Raw genomic sequence first — 23,474 nt, 5'->3', positions numbered from 1 at the left:
CACCTACTGCGCGGCCTATCTCGACGCGCGTCCGCCGCGGGCGCGTTCCGGATCGCGCGTACGGAAGCTGTGAGCACTCGCGGCGGAGATGGGAGAACCCGAAACCTTTCGTCTGGACCAAGACTTCCGAGGCGATCCTCGCTGCGTTCGCAAAATGTAGCGAACGAATTTCACGCGTAGCAAACTTGGGGCGCTTCATACGGAGGGTCCGCGCATTGTTGCGCGCTCCGGACAAATGACGGAATCGCGCTGCTGATCAACGTAATTGAGTGACCTGGTGTCGCGGACGGTTCACCCCGGGGCCATCAGCGAGACCTACGGTGTTGACGCGCTGCAGAATGCGGCGTTGACTAGGCATTACGCCATGGCCGGGAGGCCGTCATGCTCATCGTCTTCGGACTGGTCGTCCTGGTTTTCGCGGCGACCGCTGCAGTCGCGCGCCCGTTGAGCAACTGCAGTCATGCACATCCGATAGCGGGCAACTTCGGAGTCTGCAGTTACGACGTCGATCACCATGGGCGATCCAGGGGAAGACGACTGGGCAAAACCGTTCGGCCGCCGATCGCCGTAGAGAAAGAAACGCCATGAGCATCGTGAAGAAGATCCGACACAAGGCCGAAACTGCCGGGGGCGCTACCAAGAAGACTGTCGGCAAAAGCCTGGGAAATGAAAGGATGGAGGCCGAGGGAAGCGCAGACCAGGCCAAGGGCCAGGCCAAACAAGCCGGCGACAAGCTCAAGGAGGCGGGCCAGAAGGTCAAACACATCTTCAAGCACTGACTTGGTCCCGCACCGTCATTAGTTGGGGTAATAAGCAATCAATCCTGGTGCACGTCAGGATCGCGCTGCGAGGTGCCTGTGCACGCGAGAGTAGGCGAGAAGTATGAGTGCACAACAGAATACGAGAGGACGGGCTGCACCGGCCACGACGCGACGTACGGGCGCGACACCCACTACAGGCACGGCACGCAGCAGTAGAGCCGGTGGCAGTGCCACGCGAGGTGTGTCCGCCACGTCGCGTTCGGCGCGGACGTCGAAGGCTTCACCAAGGTTGGGGTGGGGATCTTCGCAAGCCCTGGCGGCGCGGCAGGCGACTGCGGATTCGACCACCGTCGCATCTCGTCGCGGCTTACCACGGCGCGAAGAGCCGACACGACGATCAAAGCGCGCGGAGCCGACACGACGATCAAAGCCGCGGCAATCACAGCAAGGTGCCACGGTTGCCCCCGAACGCGTCTCCACCGGCACCGCTCGCGGTCCGGTGTGGCGATCGGTCGAGGCCGCCCTCGAGTGGTTGAAAACCCACACTCACCTTGCTGATTCGGTGCAGGATCGGGTAGGGGCGGTGAGGAGCAAGCTCCAGGAGAGGATGAAGACCTTTGTCGAAGGGGCCACACCCCACGGGCCGGGCGTATCAGCGGGGCTGGCAGGCGTCCGGGCAGTTCTGACGGGGAAGAATCCTGTATTGCCCGCGGTCAAAGGCATGGTGTCAGGACTGAGTGGAAAAACGAAAGTCATGCTCGTCCTCCTGTTTGCCCTTGCGCTCCTGCTCGGGCCGGTGCTGCTCGTCGTCCTCGTGCTGGCGCTCATTGTCGCGGGGGTGATCGCAGCGGTGCGAGCCGCCGCCAAATAGGCCACAACCGTCGAAAGCTGTTGAACAACAACGCGCACGTCAGTCCCATCGACACGGTCGCGGAGGTGATCACGCACGACCCACATACTCGGCGATGGCCGCCTGGTGCAAAGCGGGAACCAACACTCGGCCGAATCAAGTGTTCTGCTGATGATTGAGTGCCCTACGGGCAGGGTAGTCGAAATGCGCACCCTTACCGCACACGGTTGTGCGGCCCACCTCCGAGAACCGTCCTGCGACACATTGCCGACGTTTGGCAAGAGGTGCGCTATGACTACTCGGCGAAGGGGTTCGACAATGAAAGCAAAAGGTCAAGTGGCGTTGGCAGTCGGCGCGGGCTACATGCTGGGACGCACCCGCAGAATGAAGATGGCGTTGATGCTCGCGGCCGCGGGCGCGACTGGCCGCTTCCCCGGCGGACCGCGTGACTTGCTGGAACGCGGCACCAAGATGCTGGCAAAATCGCCGGAGGCCGCCAAGATCGGCGACGTGGTCAAGGAAGAATTGGTCAGCGCAGCGAAGGCCGCAGCAGTCACCGCCGCCAGTCAACGCATCGATTCTCTGAGTAACCGGTTGTTGGCGGGTGGTCACTCCGTATCGGGCACTGTCGATGACGTCTCAGACGCCGTCGGTGACGTCGCAGGGGTCCGGAGGCTCGGCCGCAAGAAAAGCGCTCACTCGCAGGACGACAAGCGCGACGATGAGGAACGCGACGAGGAGGAAGACGACGCACCTGAGGAAGAGGAGTCGACTCCACGCAAGCGTCCGGCGCCGCGCCGCCGCACCTCGAGCACCAGCAGCACCCGATCCAGTAGTTCGGCGCGGAAGACCAAGTCCGACAAGGGTGAGGGAGAAGAGGCTACCGAAAGCAGCCACAGAACACGAGCTAAAGCCGCAACGGACTCTGCGCCAGTCCGACGCTCACGGAGATGATGACGATGACGAACGCCGCGAAGAAACTACAAGAAGCTATACCGGGTGACGGACACAGTTCGTCGAGCGTGTTACAGGACTCGTTCCAAAAGCTACTCGGTGCGGTGGCTGAACGTGCCTTGTCGTCGGTCTCGGAAACTGTGTCGAACACCTCGGAAAGGCTCAACGACTACGCCGAGGGTGGCGGCGGCGGGTTGCTCGCCGCTGTTACCGGTTCCGAGAAATCGGATGACGGTGAGTCGCCCCTCAAGTCAGCCGTGAGCGGTGGCTGGGAGGGCGCCAAGCAGATGGTCAAGGACAGGGCTTCCGACGTCAAGGACGCGGTCACCGGCGGCGGTGACGGTGGAGGCAAGGGCGGGGGTAAGGGCAAGAAGCTCAAGTTGACCAACATCATCGAATCGATCGATGTCGGGGTCCCTATTGAACTGGCTTACAACCAATGGACTCAGTTCACCGACTTTCCGTCGTTCATGAAGAAGGTCGAACGAGTGGAGCAGGAATCGGACGAGAAACTCGAGTGGAAGGCCCAGGTCTTCCTGTCGCACCGAACGTGGGAATCGACGATCCTCGAACAGGTTCCCGATGAACGGATCGTGTGGCGTTCGAAGGGTGCCAAAGGTTACGTCGACGGTGCGGTGACGTTCCACGAGGTAACGCCCGATCTCACCCGCATCCTCGTGATCCTCGAATATCAACCGAAGGGTTTCTTCGAGAAGACGGGAAATCTGTGGCGCGCACCTGGACGGCGAGCACGGTTGGAACTCAAGCACTTTCAACGTCACGTCATGACGCAGGCCATTCTCCATCCCGATGATATCGAGGGCTGGCGCGGAGAAATCCGGGACGGCCAGGTCGTGGAGGCCGAGGAGGACGAAACACAACTGGATGAGGGCGAGGAGCCCGACGAAACAGACGAGTACGAGGAGCCCGAGGAAACAGACGAGGACGAGGAACCTGAGGAAGAGCCCGAGGACGAGGAACCTGAGGAAACAGACGAGGACGAGGAAGCTGAGGAAGAGCCCGAGGAGGAGCCACCGCCTCCGCCGGTACGCCGAGGACGCCCCCGCAAAACTGCGCCCGCGAGTGAGGACAAGGCGCCGGCACGTAGAGGCCGCCCACGCAAGACCGCGGCAGCAAAGTCCGCGGGTTCGAAGCAGGGAGCACGACGATGACGTCGATACAACCCGCGGGAGGTGGTGGCGGCGCAGTCGGCGGCGGGCCTAGTTCGAGTAGCCTCGCCGATGTCATCGACACCATCCTCGACAAGGGCCTGGTCATCGACGCCTACGTGCGTGTCTCCCTGGTCGGTATCGAACTGCTGACCATCGATGCACGCGTAGTCGTCGCCAGTGTCGATACCTATCTGCGGTTCGCGGAGGCCGTGAACCGGCTCGAGATCGGCGATGAACCCAAGGGACTGACGGATTTGGTTGGGGATGTCACCGAGAGCGGTGCCAAATCGAAAACCAAGGGCGCGCTCGAAGCAGCTGGCGAGAAGCTCGGCGGAATCCTCGGGGGTGGCGAGGAAGAGCCTGAGCGCGAACGAGTTTCACGCAAGTCGAGCCGAGGTGACCGATGATGTCCACGTCGAATACGTCTACGTCGAACCAAGCAGCCGACGCGCGCCAGGAGCCTCGAACCAGCGGGATCTACGTGTACGGCATCGTGCCTGCAGATGTGGAGGCCGGAGAGGACGCGGTCGGCGTGTGTGACGAAGCGGTCAGCATAGTCACACACGGCGACATTGCCGCGCTCGTCAGCGAAATCTCGGTAGACAGACGGCTGGGTAAGCCTGAGGACCTACAAGCCCACGCGAATCTGTTGAACGGAACTGCTCGCGTGGCACCCGTTCTTCCCCTGAGGTTCGGGGCGGTCCTCACCGACACTGACGCCGTGAAGGACGAATTACTCACAGCACACGCCGACGAGTTCGCCGCAGCATTGGCAGAACTCGAAGGACTCGCGCAGTACATCGTGAAGGGGCGCTACGTCGAAAAGGCGATCCTACGGGAAGTTATCGAAGAGAACGAACAGGCGAGCAGGCTGCGGGACACTATCCGTGATCAGCCCGAAGAGGTCACTCGTGACGCGCGGATGGCCCTCGGTGAGATCGTGAGCAACGCCATCGTGGCCAAGCGAGAGGAAGACACTCGCGCGGTGGTCGATGCGCTCACAGCGCTGACCGACTTCCTCAATGTGCGGGAACCCACGCACGAGGAGGAAGCTGCGCAAGTGGCGGTGCTCGTCGAGGTCGCACGACAAGACGAACTCGAGAACATTGTCGGCGAGTTGGCGCAGCAATGGGACGGCCGGGTCGAGATGCGGTTGCTCGGCCCGCTCGCGGCCTACGACTTTGTGGTGACACAGAAACCGGAGGGCTGACCGATGGGTTTGCTTTCCTTCATCGTCACGCTGCCACTCGCCCCGGTGCGCGGGGTGATCTCGCTGGCCGAGTTGATTCAACAACAGGTCGAGGACGAACTGCACAATCCCGCCAGCGCACGCCGCGCCCTCGAGGAGTTGGAGGAAGCGCGGGCTGCGGGCGAGATCACGGCGGAAGAGGAACAACAAGCGCAGCAGGTCATCCTCGACGACATGGCTGCAACACGACAGACGATCACTCAGGAGGAGGAGTGATGCGCCATGGTGGAAGAGGAGCCACCGCCCCTGCCTGCACATGACGTCGCCGAACTCGCATTGCGCGACATCACGCAGTTGACTGGAAAGAAGCCGTTGGGTGCGACGTCGGTGATGCCGACCGACGAAGGCTGGACTGTGGAAGTGGAGGTGATCGAGGATCGGCGCGTCCCGTCGTCGACGGACATGCTCGCACTATATGAGGTGGTGTTGGATATGGACGGAGAGTTGCTGTCCTATCGCAGAACCCGCCGCTATGCCCGCGGTGCGGGTGACGGTATGGGCGGACGGTCATGACCGTCGCCGGCGGCGGTTCGAGCAACCTGCCACAGGTCTCAGGTGGCGGCATGGGCGGTGGGCGCGAGTCGACCAACCTTGGGGACATTCTCGAACGGGTGCTCGACAAAGGTCTGGTGATCGCCGGGGACATTCAGGTAAACCTGCTCGACATCGAATTACTGACGATCAAGGTGCGACTTGTGATCGCTTCGCTGGAAACGGCGAAGGAGGTGGGCATCGATTGGTGGGAGCACGATCCCTGGCTTACCGGAAAGAACAACAACGTCGAACTGGAGAACACACGCCTGCGGGAACGGATCGCCGAACTCGAGGCCGACAGGTCGGTGAACTCTGCGCTTACCTCGGACGAACCGATCGAGGTGGAGACGCGGCGCTGGGACGAAGACGATGACAGGAAATGAAGGCGTGTGGCTCTACGCCATCACGTCCGAGAGTCTCGACGGCGTGTCCCTGAGCGGGGTCCTCGGCGTGGCGGGTGAGGCTGTCCGGGTGGTGCATTCGACCGACCTGGCGGCGGTAGTGGGCTCGGTTGATCTCGACGAATTCGGTGAGGTTCCACTGCGACGGCACCTCGACGATCTCGACTGGCTGGCAGCAACCGCGCGAGCCCATGAGCGCGTCGTATCTGCCGTGCTGCGCTGCGGTCCTACGATTCCGCTGCGCTTGGCCACCCTGTACCTAGACGACGACCGAATTCGCAGTTTGCTCGAGGTCGGGCGTGAAAAGTTCTGCGCCGCATTACGTTCCGTGGCCGGGCGAAGCGAATGGGGAGTCAAGGGTTATGGCGATGCACGTGCGCTGGCGCAGACATCACCCGAGAAACAACCCGAGCCCAGTCCGACTGGAAAGGGAACAGCTTATCTGCTTCGACGCCGGGCCGAGTTGACTGCGCAACAGAACGTGGAACGCCGCGCAGCGGCCGAGGCAGACGACTTACATGCTGCGCTACTCCAACGCGCCGTCGACGGTCTCCGGCGGCCTGTCACCGATCCTGTCCTGTCCGGAAAACGCGCCTGGATGATCTTCAACGGTACCTACCTTGTGGACGACGATCGGGTCGACGACTTCACAACCTTCGTTGCGACGCTCGACGCCGAACGTGAGGGCATCACAGTGGAACTGACCGGACCGTGGCCCCCGTACTCATTTTCCGGGATCGACATGGTGACTCGATGAGCGAGATGGTCCCGGCCGACGATACTCGTCGCATCGCTCTCGTAGACCTGCTCGACCGGGTGCTCGGCGGGGGAGTTGTCGTCACCGGCGAGATCACTCTCTCGCTGGCAGACGTCGACATGGTGCGGATCTCGCTACGAACCCTGATCGCGTCGGTTAGCGCGCTCGTTCCTGATCCAACAGAACCGGACATCACCGATGACTGAACCGGGGGACTTCAACTCGGATGCGAACCCAGACCTCGGCCGCCGCGTTCTACCACAGCGGATCGACGCAGACCCCGAATCAGTCGAACGTGGTTTGGTCACCCTGGTTCTCACGCTCGTCGAACTCCTACGTCAACTCATGGAGCGCCAGGCGCTGCGCCGTGTCGAACACGGAGATCTCAGCGACGAACAGATCGAGCGCATCGGCACGACTTTGATGCTGCTCGAGGATCGAATGGCCGAATTGAGGGAGCATTTCGGTCTCACACCCGAAGACCTCAACATCGACCTCGGACCGCTGGGACCGCTGCTGTCCAACGAATAGCCAGTCCAACGACACCTGAGGTCAGGAGTCATAGGACAGGAATTCCGATGCGCGGGCCGCGCATCGAACCACTGTCGATTAATTGGTATCTGTCCGTCCTTCCGGGGAGGTCAGTGTGGAGGTCAGACCGGAGAAGAGGATATCGAGGCCCCGTTCGAGTTCGGCGGCGCCGTCGTAGGACGCAAGAACCGGTGCGAGTGCACGCACCAACGGGAATTCCCCGATCGGTAGCCGATTCAGCCCCAGGCGAAGTAAGTTGTCGGTTTCGTCGGGTCGTTCGACGAGCTCCTGCAGCTCTTGGAGGATATGTCCGAAAAGGAAACCGAACAACGCCCGGTAGACGCGTAACGCGTCGGTAGCGCTGAAACCCGCTCGGCTGAGCAAACTCAGGATGTCTTCGAATGGACGCAGGGTTCCTGGCGGTCGCATTCCCAGAGGTGTCGCAAGGGGCAGGGTGACCAGTAAGGGGACCACGTGAGGATGCGCGAGCGCCAAGCGACGAAAGTGCCGGGCGATCGAGCGAAGCTGGGTCATCCAGTCGTTGTCGTCGGTGTCGACGACAAGCTGTTCGAGGACCTTCTCGGCAACCCCGTCGAGGAGTGCTGCTTTGTTGGGTGCATGTCGGTACAGAGTCATCGGATCCCGTCCGAGTGCCTTTCCGAGGCGTCGCATCGAAAGTCCGTCGATGCCGTCACGATCGAGAATTTCGAGTGCCGACACCAGGATTCGCTCTTTGGTGAGTGCGCTACCGTCTGAGCCGTCGTCGACGGAACGGCTGCTGCCACGTGCAGGGGACTTCGCCATCGCCGTCTCCTTTCGACTACCTAACACTGTAGGCCGGAAGCGTAGATATACAGCGTTGACAGCTGGGGAAACGCGGCGTTCACTGGACATTGAACGTAGTGGCCAGGAGGGCCCCGGTGAGCCTTGAAAGACCACCTGTGGTCTCTTTCGACCGTCGAATTCCTTTTGGCCGTCGAACATCTGGGGCTACGGCTAGGCGCAGCATCACACAATGATCGGACGGCACGTCATCGAATCATCGACAACGCGCTGTGTCGGCACCGACGAAGCGCCCTAGAGGAAGAAGATTCCCGCCGTGCATGTCGTGCAGAGCACCGTACCTTCCTTCAACTCCGAAATCAGGTAATCATCATGATTATTCTCGGTATCATCCTCGCCATCGTCGGCGTGGTGATCAGCGTCCCTGTCCTGTTGTATGTCGGGATCGCACTCGTCGTCATCGGAGCGGTGCTGGAGATTATGGGCTCGATGGGCCACGCAGTGGCCGGTCGGCGCCACTACTACTGACAGCCTCCCCGTATGCGGCTGTGTCACGACAGCAACACCCGCGGGAACCACTGCAGGAACACACTGATGGCCATTTCCGACATCAAGGAATACGCGCACCTCGCCGCAGCAGACGTCGAGTCGCTCAGCGACGAACTGAACGACATCCGCCGAGCAGTCGCCGAATCGCTCGGCGGAGCGGACGCCTCATACATCCGCCGCACCATCGCGTTTCAGCGAGTACTCGATGTCATTGCACGGCTGTTGATCCACGGCACCAGAACCACGCCGGCGTGGGTAATCGGGGCAACGGCTCTCGGGGTGGCCAAGAGCGTCGAGAACATGGAGATCGGGCACAACGTCTCCCACGGTCAATGGGACTGGATGAACGACCCTGAAATTCACTCCGGCACATGGGAGTGGGACATGGTTGGGCTCTCCTCGCAGTGGCGCTATTCCCACAACTATCGCCACCACGTGTTCAGCAACGTCGTGGGGATGGACGATGACCTCGGCTACGGCGTGCTTCGCATCACCCGGGACCAGCCGTGGCGTCCGGGGAATCTCTTTCAGCCGCTGCGGAATCTGTTGCTAGCGGCGACGTTCGAATGGGGTATCGCCCTGCACAGCCTGTATTCCGAACAGGACCACGCCGACACCGACTCCGAAAAATCTGCCGATACACGGGCCTTGGTCGGCAAGATCGCCCGGCAAATGGGCAAGGACTATTTGTTCTTCCCCGCCCTCAGCGGACGTCGGTGGCGACGGACTTTGACGGCGAATCTGGCCGCGAATCTGCTTAGGAACGTATGGGCATATGTGGTGATTTTCTGCGGGCATTTCCCCGACGGCGCCGAGAAGTTCACCGTCGCCGAACTCGAGAACGAGACTCGCGGGGAATGGTACCTGCGACAGATGCTCGGCTCAGCTAACTTCCGTGCCGGGACGGTGATGGCGTTCCTGAGCGGCAACCTCTGCTACCAGATCGAACATCACCTATTTCCAGACCTGCCCAGCAACCGCTACGCGGAAATCTCCACCCAGGTCCGTGCGCTGTGCGAAAAATATGATCTGCCCTACACCACGGGTTCCCTTGCACGGCAGTATCTTCTAACCCTACGCACCATTCACAAACTGTCTCTGCCCGACCGATTTCTCCGTGCGACAGCCGACGACGCCCCTGAGACTGCTTCCGAACTGAAATTCCGCACCATCTTGTCCAAGTCCGAGACGTCGGCCCCACGACTGCGGACCGGGCTTCGAACGGCGCTACGATCGATGCCCAGCAGCCGCCATAGGCAGAGAAACGCACTATTCGAACGGCGCGATTACCACGCCTGATCAACCCACTCCGGGCGCTCAACGAATTCTTCGTGGGAGTTGTACGACAACTCGACGATCAATCATGTACCTCGCATTTTCGCGCGCGACATCGGTTACAGTCGACGGTTCGCTGGGCACCGACTCAGGAACAGTCCTGATCCAAAGCGATTGATCAATCAGGACTATGACTGACGCTTTTTCTTTTCATCAGTTGAGTTCGGAGCAGACTCCGCGGCTTGCTCGCGCGTAGCCATACCACCGCCCTCGCCCTTGTCTTTGGGGCCGGGATGTCCAGCCTTCGGGGTTTTATCGCTGCGATCCGTCTTCGCCATTTAAACTCCTCGGTCGGAATATTCGTCGTTCCTGTAGTTGCCAGGACCCGCTACACCAATCTAGCCTCCTCGTGGGAGCGCGGCGGTAGCAGAAAACTCGTCCTATGGTTACGCGTTGGAGCTCGTTGTGTCATTTTTCGTGGCGCGGTGTGAGAGGGCGTAGAGAACTATCCCGACCGCCAGTAGCGCTGCGGCGCGTAGCCAAGTCGCCGCGCTCTGCTGCGTGAGCAACGCGACGCAGGTGAGAAGAGCAAGGATCGGGAAGATGGTCGGCGCTCGGAAGTGGCTGTGCTTCACCACATCACGACGCAAAACGAGTACGGCGATATTTGTGCTGATAAAGACGACCAGCAATAGCAACACCACCGTCTCAGCCAATGCAGACAGCGACCCGGTCAGACACAAACCCATGGCGACAACAGTGGTGGCGACAATTGCCAACCATGGGGTGCGTCGCTGCGGAAGTACTTTCGCAAACGATGAGGGAAGCAACCCTTCGGATGCCATTCCATAAGTGAGCCGACTAGCCATGATCATCGTCAGCAGCGCACCGTTGGCGACGGCGACGAGCGCTATCAGGCTGAACAGTCGAGGTGGAAAACCGACGTCGGCCGCCGACACTACTGCCAGCAGCGGACCGGACGACTCGGCGAGTTCATCGGCGGGCAGAACTACCGAAGCCGAGAATCCCACGAGCACGTAGGCGACGCCTGCCGTCACCAAAGCTCCGAACAGGGCACGGGGGTAGACCTTGCTCACGTTCTTCACCTCTTCGGCAACGTTCGCGGACGTCTCGAAGCCGACAAACGAGTAGTAAGCAAGCAGCGCAGCAGCCAGCACCCCTAATGCCGGGGAACGGCTGTCGTCGAACTCGACGAGGCGAGTCAAGTTTCCGTCACCGCGCCCCAGCACGACGCACGCGAGGACGACGACCAGCACCAGACCGGTGACCTCGACGACTGTCATGACAACATTTGCGCGCATCGACTCCTTGATGCCTCGCGCGTTGAGAAGGCCCACGAGTAACAGGAACACGAGTGCAGCCGGAACAGTGGGCACGTCGACGAAGGCTTCGAGATAGTCGCCGGAGAATGCCAGTGCAAGTCCCGCTGCGCTCGTCACTCCCGCTGCCAACATCGAGAAGCCGACGAGAAACGAGACGAGCGGTTTACGGAACGCTCGTTGTGCGAACACCGCGGCACCGCCGGCGCGCGGATACTTCGTCACCAATTCGGCGTACGACGTCGCCGTCAGCAACGCCATCGCCAGGGCTACCAGGAGCGGCACCCAGACCGCGCCCCCGACCTCACCGGCGATGACACCGACCAATGCATAGATTCCGGCGCCCAGAACGTCGCCGAGTATGAAGATGAAAAGAAGTGGCCCAGTTATGGCCCGGGCGAGAATGTTTCGCCGTCCGCTCTTGTCGGACTGTTCAGTCTCGTCCAGGTTCACCGACTGTGAGGCGCGTCGTTTCTGCAAGGGTCATCCTGTCTTCACTGTGGCTGTGCCGCTACTCAGAACTGTGGCTGTGCCGCTACTCAGATTCAGTCACCTCACCGGCGTTGCTCAGAGGCGACTCCAGACTCGATGCGATGCGAGCAGCGTCACTACCTGTTCGAGCGCCGACGGTCCGTCCTCCCCGGTCACGACGCCGTCCGAATCAGCGATGCCAGCGTTGCTGAGGAGTGTTATCCCGTCGTTCCACCCCCCGATGGCCTTGCCGTGCCGGAACATTTCCGACAGGAGGATATTCACTCGTGGGTCTGCAGGTGCCCCGGCGAGCAGGAGAGCGTCGAATTCGATCGATCGTGCGGTATCGAAGGTGCGCGAGACGGGAACAGTGACCGAGTCCGAGACCAATTCACCGCCGTGGGGGCCGATCACCAATGGCACCATTGCGTCGGCTGCTATAGCTGACACCGCTGCGGTGACCGCGGCGAGATCGGAGTTCTCATCGGCCACGATGCCGATCACCCGGCCGGCAACCGGCCACTGCGCACCGATCTGGGACAGGGCAGAGCTAGGCATCGGTGCGTCGTCGAACGGGACGGACGGCTTCGGGGCCGGGAGGCCAAGGCCCGCGGCGACCTTCGCGCACAGGTCGGGATCGATGTTGGCGATCACACCGAGGGCTCGTTCTTTGATCGTTTGTTCGTAGCACTTTCCCAGTTCAAAGGTGTACGCCTGTGCCACATGGTCTTGTTCGATGACAGTGAGACTGCTGTAAAACAGACGCGCCTGCGAGTAATGGTCGTCAAAAGTGGCTGGCGCGCCGCGAAGTTTTGTACCGGCCTCGAGCGCTACCGGTACTTCGACGAACGCCCCGGCCTCTGCGCCGGCCATGAAGGGGCAACCCCCGTCGAGGGAGTTCGGCTTGTAGGGGGCGACACCGGAATATACTGCGCTCTGGTGCATTCCGTCCCGGAACATGTCGTTGACCGGTGCGTGTGGGCGGTTGATCGGGATCTGACCGAAGTTGGGTCCACCCAGTCGGCTGATCTGGGTGTCCAGGTAAGAGAACAGGCGGGCCTGCAGTAGCGGATCGTCGGTGACGTCGATACCGGGCACGAGGTGCCCTGGGTGGAAGGCGATCTGTTCGGTTTCGGCGAAGAAATTGGTCGGGTTCGCGTTGAGCGTCATCACCCCGATCGGTTGAACCGGGGCCAGTTCCTCGGGAACGAACTTGGTGGGATCGAGGAGGTCGATGCCCTCGAACATCTGCTCGGGGGTGTCGGGGAAGATTTGGATGCCCAGTTCCCATTCCGGGTACGCACCGGCTTCGATGGCGTCGGCGAGATCGCGGCGGTGGAAGTCGGGATCGAATCCGTTGATCAGTTGTGCTTCTTCCCATACCACCGAGTGCACGCCCAGGCGGGGCTTCCAGTGGAACTTCACCAGTGACGTTTCTCCGTCGTCGTTGAGAAGCCGGAAGGTGTGAACGCCGAATCCTTCCATCATTCGATACGACCGGGGGATACCGCGGTCGGACATGTTCCAGAGGGTGTGCGCGGTGGCTTCGGTGTGGAGGGAGACGAAATCCCAGAATGTGTCGTGTGCGCTCTGGGCTTGCGGGATCTCGCGGTCGGGATGTGGTTTCGCGGCATGGATGATGTCGGGGAATTTGATTCCGTCTTGGATGAAGAAGACCGGGATGTTGTTGCCGACCAGGTCGAATGTTCCGTCGGCTGTGTAGAACTTGGTGGCGAAGCCGCGAGTGTCTCGGACCGCGTCTGCCGAGCCGCGTGAGCCGAGCACTGTGGAGAAGCGAACGAATACGGGGGTTTCGACTCCTCTGCGGAGGAAGCCTGCTTTAGTCACTTTTTCAGCGGCACCGAAGGCGCGGAACACTCCATGGGCGCCGGCGCCGCGGGCGTGAACGACGCGCTCGGGGATCCGCTCGTGATCGAAGTGGGTGATCTTTTCCCGTAAGTGGTGGTCCTGGAGCAGAGTTGGGCCGCGTTCCCCGGCTTTGAGAGAGTGGTCTGTGTCGTAAAGGCGGGCGCCCTGTGCGGTGGTCAGATATTCACCCTGCTGTCCACGCGCGTAGTCAGGGCCGTCGACGACTTCGGCTGTCGCCGTGCGCAGTTGAGGGGAGCGTTGATCGGCCTTCGGGGGCAACGGAGCGCTGGGCTCGGTTGGTTCTTCCAGAGGCGGTGTTACTGGGCCTGGTACCCCGGGGATCTGGGGGTTCTTTGTGGGCGTCTTCTTGGGCACTGTGCCTCCTCGATTTCTTTTCCGAAAGTTGACTTCGAGTCAGAAGGTGGTGGGAAGTGTGGGCTGAACTTCGATGTGGCGCAAAGGTGTTATGTCATTGGACGGGCAAGTGTTGCCGATCGGGCCAGGCCTATCGCCAATCCGCCATGTGATGCGCGTGCAGTCGTCCATCCTCGGGGCATTCGGTTCGTACATGTGAGTCCGAATCGAAGGCCACGGGCGGGGGACTGTAGTTTGTCGGCGACGGTACTTCCGTGCTGGTGGGCCCCATCTCTGCCTGTGCTCGGCGGGCCAGGGTGCGGTCACCGAGAATGGTCCCCGCTGTACCGTCGATCGATTCGAGCATCTGTTGGTACGTGAGCCGACATGGCGCATCGGTGTCGAATGCGCGTACGACCAGGCGCCCCAGAAGTGTCAGCGGAAACCGAATTACCGTGTATTGCAAGCGCAATACGTCCCATGGCAGGGAAACCCACTTGCCCATTGGTTATCCTCACTCGCCGGCGTAGAACTGGATAAGAGATTCAGGTGTGGCTGCCCCGGGAGCTCAACGAGGCCCTCGTGAGCTTCGTTGAGTGAGTTCGGCGGCGGGCAGTCGAGCCGCCAGCGCGTGTCGTGCCGCTCTCAGCGGATGTAATGCCGATCATCGTCATTGTCCAGCTCCCGAGGTGTTGGGGTGCCAGGAGAATTTTCCCGACGTCATGCTCTGCGCCTGGCAGCACCTGATCTGATTTTTGTCCATCGGTATGTGCATCTCTTGCTACCTCAAATCTATACCATCTGATATAGATAATCGGCAACAGTGAGAATGGGTTGCTGTGCAATAAGGACATCGCAGTTAGCTGTCCCTCCCGTAGGGGTAGCTAGCGGAGTGAAGGGAGCAACGATGCAGGATTCGAGTGAGAACCTTCAGTCGCCGGACAGTGGTGCCTTCGAGCGGATCGTGGGGGCACTGAATTATCCGATGTTCGTCGTAACCACTCAGGTGGGAGACCAGCGGGCGGGGTGCCTCGTCGGTTTCGCCTCGCAGATCAGTATTTCGCCTCCGCGTTTCCTCATCGGTCTGTCGAACAAGAACCACACCTACCGACTCGCTGCCGCCGCCGAGCATCTGGCCGTACACCTCATCCCCCGCAGAAACGACGCGATAGCGAAGCTGTTCGGGGAGTCGACGGGCGACGATATCGACAAGTTCACACGCTGCGAGTGGAGCCATGGGCCTTTCGGGCTTCCAATTCTCGAAGAAGCCGAGGCCTGGTTCGCTGGGCGCATCCTCGAACAGGTGGACACGGGTGACCATGTTGCTTTCCTGCTCGAACCCGAAACCGGTTACGCACCTGAAGAACTCGACGAGTACATCACGTTCGCGGACGTTCGAGCGCTCGAACCCGGACACGACGCATGACAGTGCATCGGTGGCGATCGTTATTTCCCATAGACGCCCAAGGCCGCACCCTTCACGACTTCTACGCCGACGCCCCCGAAGGGGTTCGAGTGAACATGGTTTCGAGCCTCGACGGGGCCGCTGCATTCGACGGTCGAGTACGCCCAATCTCCAACACTGCTGATCATCAGTTGCTGAGGTCCCTGCGCGCCTACTGCGATGTGCTCCTAGTCGGCGCCGGAACGATACGCGCGGAACGGTACGGACCTGTAACGCTCGATGCGGAACTCCGTCGATACCGCCGCGACGCGTGCGGGCAAGTGTCGTTGCCGCCCGTTGCGGTTGTCACGCACAGCGGTGACCTTCCCTGGAAATCCGCGCTGTTCACCGCCGATGGGCCACGCCCAATCGTCGTCACCAGTGCACAGGTGGCCGCCACATTCGGTCCCGATGTGCGGTCCCGTGTCGAGATCATGGTGGCTGGGGACGACTATGTCGATCCGGTCGCGATGATCGCGGGCCTACGCGATCGCGGGTTGATGCGTGTGCTCTGCGAAGGAGGCCCAGCCCTTCTGTCTACCCTCGTGGCCCACGATCTCGTTGACGACATGTGCTTTACTCTCTCCCCGAAACTGGCGGGACCCCAACCAGTCTCCGGGCCGATCGCTGCCCCGCCACTCGAGGTTCCCCAGGCGTTGCAGCTCCGGCACGTCTTGCTCGAAGCCGAATACTTGTACATGCGCTACCAGCGCCCTCGCTCTGCGTGTTGATCACTTTGAGGTTCCTCGGGCGGCCTTTTGGCGCGCGTACGCCGGGTGACGGTGCCTGCGTCGTCGTGTCCGAGAGTCTGCGGCAGCGTGTAGGGCAGGATCTGTTTGAACTCACCGTCGGCGACATCGCGAAGTTCGAGTGGACCATGATTTGACGGTCACGCAGGTTTCAGGGAACGAAGAAGGTGCCGAAGCCAGGTGTTCCGATCGCCTGGGGGTCGACGTATGCGACGACCTGACCCGAGCCCGGACGAATGGTGACGGGTTGAGCGTCCAGCGTCGGAAATGATGCGGATCCATATGCTCCGGTGCCGAGACTCAGCCAGTGGACGACTGCGGAGTGCGGGTTTCCGTCCCCGGGTGCGCGGCGCACGTGCAACACGGCGGCGCCCGGTTCTTCGCCGACGATCGCGGCAAGGCGGGGCGTGGGTAGATCGACGAGCGGAATGAAGGGGTCGACCTGGAACGGAACCGTGCTCGGCGCCGCTGCCGCGGTTCCCGATATCAGGAAGCCGGAGATCGCGAGCGTCGCAAGGGCAGTGGCGCCGATACGTCCGATGGCGTTGAGTGCAGTCATACGGGTCGACTCTAGTCATGTGACCGGCGACGCGGTGTCGGTTCGCGTTTCAGGCCTTCACCGAGACGGGTCTGCAGATGCCGTACCAACGTGGCGACCTCGTGTGGGAGGAGTCCTCTTTCCGAAGTCGGTATCGAGAGTCTCTTGGCCGATCTGAAGAACAACCGGATGGCGATGCACCGCGGCTTTTTTCGTGAGTTGGGAATCCGCCGCTACACACTCCCGATCGGATTAACGAGCGCCAAGGACGATCAACGGCCACAGCCCCCGACCGATAGCTACCCTGCATCGGCAGCGAAATCCACGGATTCCGCCTTCGTCTCTGCCGAGGTTAAGAGAACCCGCAGCACTCGTCGAAGATCCGTCGAAACCGGCCTCACGACGCTTGGCCAAGCAGAATTCGTAAATGGGAAGGATCTGCGGATCGAAGCGGCACCGAGGCTCCGCTCCGGCCGTGGCGCGTTATCGATAGCATCCCGCCGATATCGTATCCGGGATTGCATTGCCTGATCTCGGCCGCGCATCGTCATCGATGTCCAGGGCACCGGCGTCAGCCAGAATGTGGGATCGGGATCCCATCCACCCAGAAGCGTCGCACATTTGTTGCCGGACAGAGAGATTGCTATTCCGGCGTGGTGAGGTATCCGTGAAGGCTCAGGTGTGCTGCGTCGTAGTCCTCGGCGACCGCAGCCCAATCGGGGATCAACCAGTTGCAGTGCGTTCCGGTGGTGTCGAACCAGACGGAACGCCTCGACTCGGGCACGGGAGACCCTTGAGACAGGATTCTTCGCGCGGGAGATCACCCGGTCACCCTGCCTGACGGCACCGTTGTTTCCACCGACGACTACCCTGCCGGTGTTCCGTCCGGAAGGCACTGTCACCGCCGGCAACGCGCGCCCCTTGAATGACTGCGCCGCCGCTCTGGTCATCATGTCCGATACCGAGTGTCATCGGGAGTTCCATCTCGCGTTTGTGATGCGATGTATCGCCGGGCCAGCCGGCCGCGCCGACCCGGCGGAAACGGACCCTCCTACTCCTGTCCCGAGTCCTTTGTCAGGCAGATGAGTTCAATCGTCGTCTCGGGTAATTCGTTGTGGCAGCGCGCGAATCGGAACGCCATTGTGCCTTCGTTGTGCCCGAGCGTCTCTATCCAGGTCGCGCCAGGAATCTTGGGATCATCATGCGCCAGAACTAATTCGATCCGCCCGGTTTCGTCAGATTCGGTATCGAAACTGGTGGCGAAGACGCGGTTGCCGAAGCGCCATTCGAGGGACTCCATCCAGTAGTTCATCGGGACGAAGCTCCAGTAGGCTCCCGTAGATGGTGTGAACGAGATACGTAGCGCATACCCCTCCGGCACCGCCCAGTAGCCGTTCATGTATTTGTGTCCGGCCGGGGTAAAGATGTCGCCCGAATCGTGCATGGGGCTGAGGGCGTTGAACTTCTCGGTCTTGGTTGTCCCCACCCACTGTGCCCAAGTTCGGGTGTTGAACCACGCGAACTGCGCGGCGCGCTCGAGTCCGGTGGCCAAGGCATCAGCGGTGAGGGGAGGTGGATTTACGGGCCCGCCGATTCTTCGAATGGACAATGGCCGCGGCCTGTCGACGCGAGGATCACGGAGATATCGCCTAACCGAAAGGACACTGGCGTCTGTATCGAGTTTTACCCCGTTGCGTCCTTCATGCCCGGCGGCAACTGTGAGCGTGAAGCTGCCGTCCGTCGTGGTGTCGATCTCGGCTTCTGTGATCGCATCGATGAGACGTCGCGGTGTTTTGTTGGCGCCACTCAAATCGCCTGAGTAGACGGTGAGTTCGATGAGTTCCGTCTCGGCCATGCTTCCCGTGACGATGTACTGGTACTTCGACGACACGGGGCTCGAGTCGTATAGCTGAGCAGGGCTGTCTCCCGCGAACTTTCGCACTCCGGCTCGGGTTTTCTGCTGGAAGTCCGGGTAGGCGGGGTCGGTGTACTCGATGAATTGCTCGATCCCGATCGTCAGATATCGCAGGAACAGTCGGTTGCCCTCGGCGGCGTCGATCGCATTGTCGGGCATCGGCAGTTGTGCGAATTTTTCGGGGAAGTCCCTGATCATGTCGGCGAGGTAGGTGAATGCTTCTGCAGGAACGCTAGCCTGCCCAGGCAGCGTCATGACGCAGTCCGGTATTGGGCGCGCGGCGAGGCGCAATTACCGAACATCGAAGCCGGCATTGTGCTGTTGGCCTCCAACCGGATCACTCCTTCCATGCTTCGTCGAAGAACATGATTCCGTCGATGCTCTGCTGGAGGCCGTGCACGTTCTTGTTCCACACGTCCAGCGTGGGGACATTGCCCCAAATCTGCCAGGGGACAGTGTCTGTGGCGCGTTGCTGGATCTCGGCGAGGACGGTTTTCTTGTCCTCGTCGGTGGTAGCGACTCCGAGTTCATCGAGTAGGACATCCATTTGGGGATCCGAGTAACCGGTGGCGTTATTGCGGCCACCTGTCTTGAGATTGGTATACAGGCGTTCAAAAGGATCGGCCTCGGACAGGCTGAGCGCGCCGGTTCCCATGTCGTAGTCGTGATCCACCAAGACGCGTTTAGTGACGTCGCTTGCACTGGTGACGTATTCGATTTGTACATCGAATCCGACTGCGTTGAGCATTGCCTGCACAGCAAGGGCTGTTGCCTGTGAGGACGGCTCCTGGATGGAGAGGAAGGTGACCTTGCCGTCGTAGCCGTCTGCCTTGGCCTGATCGAGCAGTTCCTTGGCCTTGGCCGGATCCACACCGATTGGGGCGACGTCGTTGTGCCAGCGGGAGGTGTCCTGGAAGATCACCTGTCCGGGAAGGCCCTTGCCGTTGTTGACACGGGTGTTGAGGGTTTCGGGGTCGATCGCCATTGCCATTGCCTGGCGCACACGAAGATCCGAACCGGGGCGACCTTCGGCCATGTTGACGTTCGCGATGTAGCCGAGCGACGGGATGTCGATGAAGCCCGGGTAGCCGGACTCGATCAGATCGAGGATCGGGGTGAGTGTGCGCATGTATGCCGCGTCGATGCCACCGGTCTTGAGGGCCTCGGCGGTGGGCTGAGCTCCGACGATGCTGATGAGCTTGAGCTTGTCGATATTCGGTGCGCCGCCGTGGTAGTCAGGACGCGCTGCGAGCAGCAGTTCCTCGTTGGGAGTGAACTTTTCGAGGGTGAATGCGCCGGCGCCGATCGGGGTGAACTGATCACCCTGTTGCGCGGTCGGGGCGACGATCATTCCGGGGCCGGCGGAGAGCATCGACTGAATGCCGGTCCACGGATCGATGAGGTTGAAGATGACCGTCGACGCGTCCGGAGCGTCCATGGAGGCGACCTTCGCTGCCCAGAGGCTGGACTGCGGTCCCTTGTTGTTGACGTAGCGGTTGATGCTGTCGACAACTGCCTTGGAGTCGAGTGTCGTTCCGTCGCTGAACTTGACGCCGTCACGAAGCTTCAGCGTCCAGGTCTTGCTGTCGCTGCTGGGATCGAGGGACTGTGCCAACTGCGGAACGAATGTCTTCTCGATAGGGTCGTAGCGCATCAGCGAGTCGTAGATCGCTCCGAGTTCACTGCCACCGACGGCTCCGGCAACCTGAGACTTCGCCGGATCAAGTGTCGTCACCGAGGAGAAGCCGCTGAACGTCAAGGTTCCACCCTTGTTGGGCGTGCCGGGCTCTGTTTGTTCGTTGACCATGCCGATCTCGAGCGTGGAACCTGAATCTGCGGATTCCCCTGCACCGCGGTTTGATTCGCTGTTTGCGCACGAAGCGAGCAACATGCTTGCGGTGATCGCCAGGGTAGCCGCCGTCAATCTGCGCGGACGGCGAAGGGAGCTACGAGTCATTGGGACGCCTCCAAATGGAAGGATGAGTGAAATCTTCAGCGAAGATTCCCTATTGTGTGATGTGCACCATGGTGGCGGTTGAGTTGTCCCGCTGACCGGAACCTGGCGGACAGCCGGGTTCTGTTGCGAGCACGCAAATTTCGGGCTGCACTCGTGTATCGCCTGTGAGACAAGTTCTGTTGCCCGCTGCAGTTGTTGATCATGAGATCTATGTGACGATCAAGGAATGTGTTTGTGGAAGTGATCGGCCAATATACGCAGTTCCCAAGGCGGGGAACGACAATAGCTCAACGGTCCACTTCGACCGACACATCGATGTCGGACGTGTCGCTCATAGTGAGGAACGTTCCATCGAAATCGATATCGCTCGATCTTGGGCTATTTTCCTTAGCCTGCAAGTGCGTTAGTCGGTGTATCGACGCAAGAAGTTGCTGGCTCTGAAGGTCTGCTGGTGTTCACGCTGCTGCGCGGTGATGAAGGAAGTACCTGCCGGTAGACGCTCTCTGAGTTGATCCAGTTTGACAACTTCGGAGCGCCGGATGGCCAACTCGACGGGGGCGTTGACTGGCAGGGATTGCCAGCGGACTGCAACCATTCCCGAGTTGTGCCCTTCGGGGTCGAGCCAATTGTAGGCGCCGGGATCCTCACGGGAAATGACAAACGAGTACGTACCATTCGGATTAGGCTCTGCCTGAACGGTATTCAAGCTACTTGTTCGATCGATGTACTCGTACGCCACTCCCCACGGGTCGGAGAGTTGAATGCCGAGGGACGCAGCACCCAGTGGATCGACGGTGACAACCAACGCTTCTCCATCGTTCACGTCGAACCATCCCCCCGTCGAGAGTCCGCGACCTGCGGGACGCTGACGCGCCGGGCGCACGTAATTTGTTGCCTCGCTATAGAAATACTTGTTGAAGTAGTCGAGCCAGAACGGCGCCATCTGCGTCAGCAACTCTACCGAACGTGTAGTGAGCTGTTCCAAGCTTCGCGGTTCGCGAGCCGCAGGACCTGAAGTCCGAACCAGATCGAGGCGGACAACATTCTCCGTTGACCAGTCGTCGAGGAGGTCCCGGATAATCAAGAACGAATCTTGCTTTGCAGGGATCCGGATGTGGTTGGTCCGCCCGTTGGCGGGCTGGGCGTCCAGAGTGATGACAAAAGACCCGTCCGCTTCGACCGCGATGTCGTCGCTGTGCAACCCTGCGAGTTGTATGCCGCCTTCGGCGGTGAGGGAGGTGGTCCCAGGGATGGCGTCGCGCAGCTCGAAGTGTTGCTCAGTAGGTCTCGGGTAGTTGATCTTCCCGCGGATCTCATATGTCGAGGACCCTGATACCGCTGTGTGCCGGTAAACGTTGTCCGGGTTCTCGATTCCGAAACCGGACCTGGGGGAACTCAGTCCTTGAAACTCGTGTGGAGCGGTTACGCCCCACATGAGCATCGGAATTTCCGGGTCCGAGCAGATGGCATATTGGGTCGCTGCGGTGGCCAGTGAATGGGCAGCTCTGCCGATCGTCGCTTTTCCAGCCGGTGTCGAGCCCTGCGGGTCGGCCGCGTAGAGCATTTCGACGCTTCTCATCGCTGTGCGGTAGGTGTCTGTTTCCAAAATCCTTCGGGTCAGTTCTTCGCCGTCGCGTTGTACTGGTGTAGCGAGGGCGCCTACATAATTGACGTCAATTGATGTTTCCATTCGTTCCATCTGGAATTCACCTCTTTCCGGCTGTTGTCTGGCAGCACATTTGGCTTAAATCTGTTGCAGCTCACGGACGTCGACCTGTTCCCGGCAGGCTCGTGACCGGTGGTTTACAAGTTCGGACGATATCTCGGGGCAAGGTGTACCGTGCATCTCGGCACGGTCCGACCTCGCGCCCGCAATTGAGACATTGTGCGGTGTCCGCCTGAAAGGGTGAATCGTTGTCAGGCGAAGGTTCCTTCAAACAAGGGGTCTGACGCTCCGTCAGGGCGGTAGAAGGGCCGCCCTCCTTCGACCGTGCAGCGGCGCATCAGCCGGTACTGAGGGTAGTGATCCGAAAGCGCGCGGTGATTCGTGCAGCGCTCATCCCAAATCGCGACGTCGCCCGCTCGCCAACGCCACCGAACCGCATAATTCGGATTATTGACGAGATTGCCCAGGTAACCGAGAAGTGCATCGCTCTCCGGCCTGTGCATGCCCACAAGGTGATCGATGAAGGAGCTCAGGAATAAGGCTTGACGCCCAGTCTCTTCGTGGGTACGGACGAACGGAAGAACCGCGCCCTGAAGATTCTGCCGGATCACCTGCTCGGATTCAGCTCCGTACATGGCCACATTTGCCTGAATAAAGTGGTCGGAGGGCTTATGCAATGCGCGCAAGTCCTGGCACACTCGCTTCATTTCCTCAGACAGACTGTCGTAGACCGCGTACAGACTGGCCCAGAGGGTATCGCCTCCCACTGCGGGGATATCGAGCGCGTAGAGGATGGCCAGGTTAGGTGGCTCCGGCCAGTAGGTGAGATCGGTATGGAATCCGTCTGCAAGCGGCGGCTTCTTCGCGTTGTTTTCGACGGAATGTAGGACTGTTTCGTCGCCGTGGAGTTTCGCTACCGGGTTAGCCATCGGAGTGCCCCACCGATTTGCGAGGCCGATGTGATCCGCTTCCGACAAGTTTTGATCGCGGAGAAAGATCACGTGATGCTTCAGTAAGGTCTGGTGCAGTTCGTCGAACTCGTCTTCGTTGAGGGCGTTGAGGCTGACCCCTTCTACGAGTGCTCCGATGTTGGCACTTAGTGGTGTGATGCGCATGCGCCGGCTCTCGTGTACATCGGGGGTTTGAGAATCGACGGCAAGATTAGATGAACCCATTTCTTTACCTCTCTTGGGGATCGGCCGAATTCAGGTGCTGAGTTACAGCGTCCGCGTCTGGTGATACATGCGGTTGATCAGAAATTGGATCACTTTGGCGCGCAGTCCTTTTCGTGGCGACGCGCATCGGTACATAGGTCATTGCCGGCGCTCGCTCTGTGGCAAGCCAGGCAGTGACCA

28 protein-coding genes and 1 pseudogene are annotated in these 23,474 nt (G+C 60.7%); 17 read left to right on the top strand and 12 right to left on the bottom strand.

The features are described 5' to 3' along the window. Positions 1–357 precede the first annotated feature (357 nt). A complete protein-coding gene (locus tag EEB13_RS31445; RefSeq protein ID WP_155276674.1) occupies positions 358–516 on the bottom strand; it encodes a hypothetical protein in 159 nt (52 codons plus the stop codon). Positions 517–584: 68 nt separating this feature from the next. On the opposite strand from EEB13_RS31445, the gene EEB13_RS07705 reads away from it, so the two are divergent. From EEB13_RS07705 to EEB13_RS07650, 12 genes are all read left to right on the top strand, one after another. After that, positions 585–779, top strand: a complete 195-nt coding sequence (locus EEB13_RS07705; RefSeq protein WP_033231564.1) for a CsbD family protein — start codon at positions 585–587, stop codon at positions 777–779. Between the two features lie 103 nt (positions 780–882). Then, positions 883–1,632, top strand: coding sequence for a hypothetical protein (locus tag EEB13_RS31950; RefSeq protein ID WP_261984464.1), 750 nt, complete (start codon positions 883–885; stop codon positions 1,630–1,632). A gap of 297 nt (positions 1,633–1,929) precedes the next feature. Beyond that, positions 1,930–2,565 (top strand): hypothetical protein, encoded by a 636-nt coding sequence (locus tag EEB13_RS07695; protein ID WP_141484971.1) that lies wholly within the window; start codon positions 1,930–1,932, stop codon positions 2,563–2,565. Continuing rightward, positions 2,565–3,737, top strand: coding sequence for an SRPBCC family protein (locus tag EEB13_RS07690; RefSeq protein WP_410055760.1), 1,173 nt, complete (start codon positions 2,565–2,567; stop codon positions 3,735–3,737). The genes EEB13_RS07695 and EEB13_RS07690 overlap by 1 nt, the downstream gene beginning before the upstream one ends. Then, the gene (gene gvpJ / locus EEB13_RS07685) at positions 3,734–4,144 is read left to right on the top strand and encodes a gas vesicle protein GvpJ (RefSeq protein WP_033231560.1); all 411 of its coding nucleotides are present in this window, start codon (positions 3,734–3,736) and stop codon (positions 4,142–4,144) included. Before EEB13_RS07690 ends, gvpJ (EEB13_RS07685) begins: the two co-directional genes overlap by 4 nt. Continuing rightward, the gene (locus tag EEB13_RS07680; RefSeq protein ID WP_033231559.1) at positions 4,144–4,947 is read left to right on the top strand and encodes a GvpL/GvpF family gas vesicle protein; all 804 of its coding nucleotides are present in this window, start codon (positions 4,144–4,146) and stop codon (positions 4,945–4,947) included. The genes gvpJ (EEB13_RS07685) and EEB13_RS07680 overlap by 1 nt, the downstream gene beginning before the upstream one ends. A gap of 3 nt (positions 4,948–4,950) precedes the next feature. Continuing rightward, positions 4,951–5,202 (top strand): gas vesicle protein GvpG, encoded by a 252-nt coding sequence (locus tag EEB13_RS07675; protein WP_033231558.1) that lies wholly within the window; start codon positions 4,951–4,953, stop codon positions 5,200–5,202. A 6-nt stretch (positions 5,203–5,208) separates the two neighbouring features. Continuing rightward, on the top strand, positions 5,209–5,499 hold the full coding sequence (locus EEB13_RS07670) for a gas vesicle protein (RefSeq protein ID WP_033231557.1): 291 nt from the start codon (positions 5,209–5,211) through the stop codon (positions 5,497–5,499). Beyond that, positions 5,496–5,903 carry a gas vesicle protein gene (gene gvpJ, locus EEB13_RS07665; protein WP_141484969.1) on the top strand — a complete coding sequence of 136 codons (408 nt, stop codon included), beginning with the start codon at positions 5,496–5,498 and terminating at the stop codon, positions 5,901–5,903. Before EEB13_RS07670 ends, gvpJ (EEB13_RS07665) begins: the two co-directional genes overlap by 4 nt. Then, the gene (locus EEB13_RS07660; RefSeq protein WP_033231555.1) at positions 5,890–6,678 is read left to right on the top strand and encodes a GvpL/GvpF family gas vesicle protein; all 789 of its coding nucleotides are present in this window, start codon (positions 5,890–5,892) and stop codon (positions 6,676–6,678) included. The genes gvpJ (EEB13_RS07665) and EEB13_RS07660 overlap by 14 nt, the downstream gene beginning before the upstream one ends. Beyond that, the gene (gvpJ, locus tag EEB13_RS07655) at positions 6,675–6,884 is read left to right on the top strand and encodes a gas vesicle protein GvpJ (RefSeq protein ID WP_033231554.1); all 210 of its coding nucleotides are present in this window, start codon (positions 6,675–6,677) and stop codon (positions 6,882–6,884) included. The genes EEB13_RS07660 and gvpJ (EEB13_RS07655) overlap by 4 nt, the downstream gene beginning before the upstream one ends. After that, on the top strand, positions 6,877–7,209 hold the full coding sequence (locus EEB13_RS07650) for a gas vesicle protein K (protein ID WP_051730249.1): 333 nt from the start codon (positions 6,877–6,879) through the stop codon (positions 7,207–7,209). The genes gvpJ (EEB13_RS07655) and EEB13_RS07650 overlap by 8 nt, the downstream gene beginning before the upstream one ends. Positions 7,210–7,287: 78 nt before the next feature. On the opposite strand, the gene EEB13_RS07645 is transcribed toward EEB13_RS07650, so the two are convergent. Continuing rightward, positions 7,288–8,013, bottom strand: a complete 726-nt coding sequence (locus EEB13_RS07645; protein WP_141484968.1) for a TetR/AcrR family transcriptional regulator C-terminal domain-containing protein — start codon at positions 8,011–8,013, stop codon at positions 7,288–7,290. Positions 8,014–8,364: 351 nt separating this feature from the next. Between EEB13_RS07645 and EEB13_RS31440 the strand changes: the two genes are divergently transcribed. Next, positions 8,365–8,520, top strand: coding sequence for a DUF6131 family protein (locus tag EEB13_RS31440; protein ID WP_092802765.1), 156 nt, complete (start codon positions 8,365–8,367; stop codon positions 8,518–8,520). A gap of 66 nt (positions 8,521–8,586) precedes the next feature. After that, entirely contained in the window at positions 8,587–9,840 is a 1,254-nt protein-coding gene (locus EEB13_RS07640) for a fatty acid desaturase family protein (RefSeq protein ID WP_033231552.1), read from the top strand. Positions 9,841–10,004: 164 nt separating this feature from the next. On the opposite strand, the gene EEB13_RS31435 is transcribed toward EEB13_RS07640, so the two are convergent. The 4 genes from EEB13_RS31435 to EEB13_RS07625 form a co-directional block, all read right to left on the bottom strand. After that, positions 10,005–10,154 carry a hypothetical protein gene (locus tag EEB13_RS31435; protein ID WP_165826239.1) on the bottom strand — a complete coding sequence of 50 codons (150 nt, stop codon included), beginning with the start codon at positions 10,152–10,154 and terminating at the stop codon, positions 10,005–10,007. Positions 10,155–10,262: 108 nt separating this feature from the next. Then, complete coding sequence (locus EEB13_RS07635; RefSeq protein WP_410055759.1) at positions 10,263–11,609, bottom strand: APC family permease; 1,347 nt, start codon at positions 11,607–11,609, stop codon at positions 10,263–10,265. A gap of 114 nt (positions 11,610–11,723) precedes the next feature. After that, entirely contained in the window at positions 11,724–13,871 is a 2,148-nt protein-coding gene (locus tag EEB13_RS07630; RefSeq protein ID WP_222839790.1) for a catalase, read from the bottom strand. A 130-nt stretch (positions 13,872–14,001) separates the two neighbouring features. Continuing rightward, a complete protein-coding gene (locus EEB13_RS07625) occupies positions 14,002–14,355 on the bottom strand; it encodes a hypothetical protein (RefSeq protein ID WP_141484966.1) in 354 nt (117 codons plus the stop codon). A 402-nt stretch (positions 14,356–14,757) separates the two neighbouring features. Here EEB13_RS07625 and EEB13_RS07620 point away from each other — a divergent pair, with 402 nt between their 5' ends. After that, positions 14,758–15,276: a flavin reductase family protein gene (locus tag EEB13_RS07620; protein WP_045064341.1), complete on the top strand. Its 519-nt coding sequence runs from the start codon at positions 14,758–14,760 to the stop codon at positions 15,274–15,276. Then, positions 15,273–16,025 (top strand): pyrimidine reductase family protein, encoded by a 753-nt coding sequence (locus EEB13_RS07615; RefSeq protein WP_051730856.1) that lies wholly within the window; start codon positions 15,273–15,275, stop codon positions 16,023–16,025. Before EEB13_RS07620 ends, EEB13_RS07615 begins: the two co-directional genes overlap by 4 nt. 169 nt (positions 16,026–16,194) lie before the next feature. Here EEB13_RS07615 and EEB13_RS07610 read toward each other — a convergent pair whose 3' ends face one another. Continuing rightward, positions 16,195–16,602 carry a hypothetical protein gene (locus EEB13_RS07610; protein ID WP_141484965.1) on the bottom strand — a complete coding sequence of 136 codons (408 nt, stop codon included), beginning with the start codon at positions 16,600–16,602 and terminating at the stop codon, positions 16,195–16,197. Positions 16,603–17,224: 622 nt separating this feature from the next. Next, a complete protein-coding gene (locus tag EEB13_RS31945) occupies positions 17,225–17,365 on the bottom strand; it encodes a hypothetical protein (protein ID WP_162487716.1) in 141 nt (46 codons plus the stop codon). Here EEB13_RS31945 and EEB13_RS31940 point away from each other — a divergent pair. Beyond that, positions 17,326–17,547, top strand: a pseudogene (locus tag EEB13_RS31940) (acetyl-CoA C-acyltransferase); the annotation flags it as partial. The gene EEB13_RS31945 and the pseudogene EEB13_RS31940 overlap by 40 nt on opposite strands. Before the next feature lie 85 nt (positions 17,548–17,632). On the opposite strand, the gene EEB13_RS07600 reads toward EEB13_RS31940, so the two are convergent. The 4 genes from EEB13_RS07600 to EEB13_RS07585 all read right to left on the bottom strand — a co-directional run bounded on the left by EEB13_RS07600 (position 17,633) and on the right by EEB13_RS07585 (position 23,294). Beyond that, positions 17,633–18,751, bottom strand: coding sequence for a hypothetical protein (locus tag EEB13_RS07600; RefSeq protein ID WP_141484964.1), 1,119 nt, complete (start codon positions 18,749–18,751; stop codon positions 17,633–17,635). A gap of 82 nt (positions 18,752–18,833) precedes the next feature. Further along, on the bottom strand, positions 18,834–20,453 hold the full coding sequence (locus EEB13_RS07595; protein ID WP_141484963.1) for an ABC transporter substrate-binding protein: 1,620 nt from the start codon (positions 20,451–20,453) through the stop codon (positions 18,834–18,836). A gap of 403 nt (positions 20,454–20,856) precedes the next feature. Further along, positions 20,857–22,032, bottom strand: a complete 1,176-nt coding sequence (locus EEB13_RS07590; protein ID WP_181933141.1) for a DUF1214 domain-containing protein — start codon at positions 22,030–22,032, stop codon at positions 20,857–20,859. A 338-nt stretch (positions 22,033–22,370) separates the two neighbouring features. Then, entirely contained in the window at positions 22,371–23,294 is a 924-nt protein-coding gene (locus EEB13_RS07585; protein ID WP_141484962.1) for a TauD/TfdA dioxygenase family protein, read from the bottom strand. Positions 23,295–23,474 lie beyond the last annotated feature (180 nt).

It is taken from the genome of Rhodococcus sp. WS3 (assembly GCF_003797085.1).
Classification (GTDB): domain Bacteria; phylum Actinomycetota; class Actinomycetes; order Mycobacteriales; family Mycobacteriaceae; genus Rhodococcus_F; species Rhodococcus_F globerula.
Note: the sequence above shows the minus strand (reverse complement) of the source record. Positions and strands in the feature narration are given on the sequence as shown.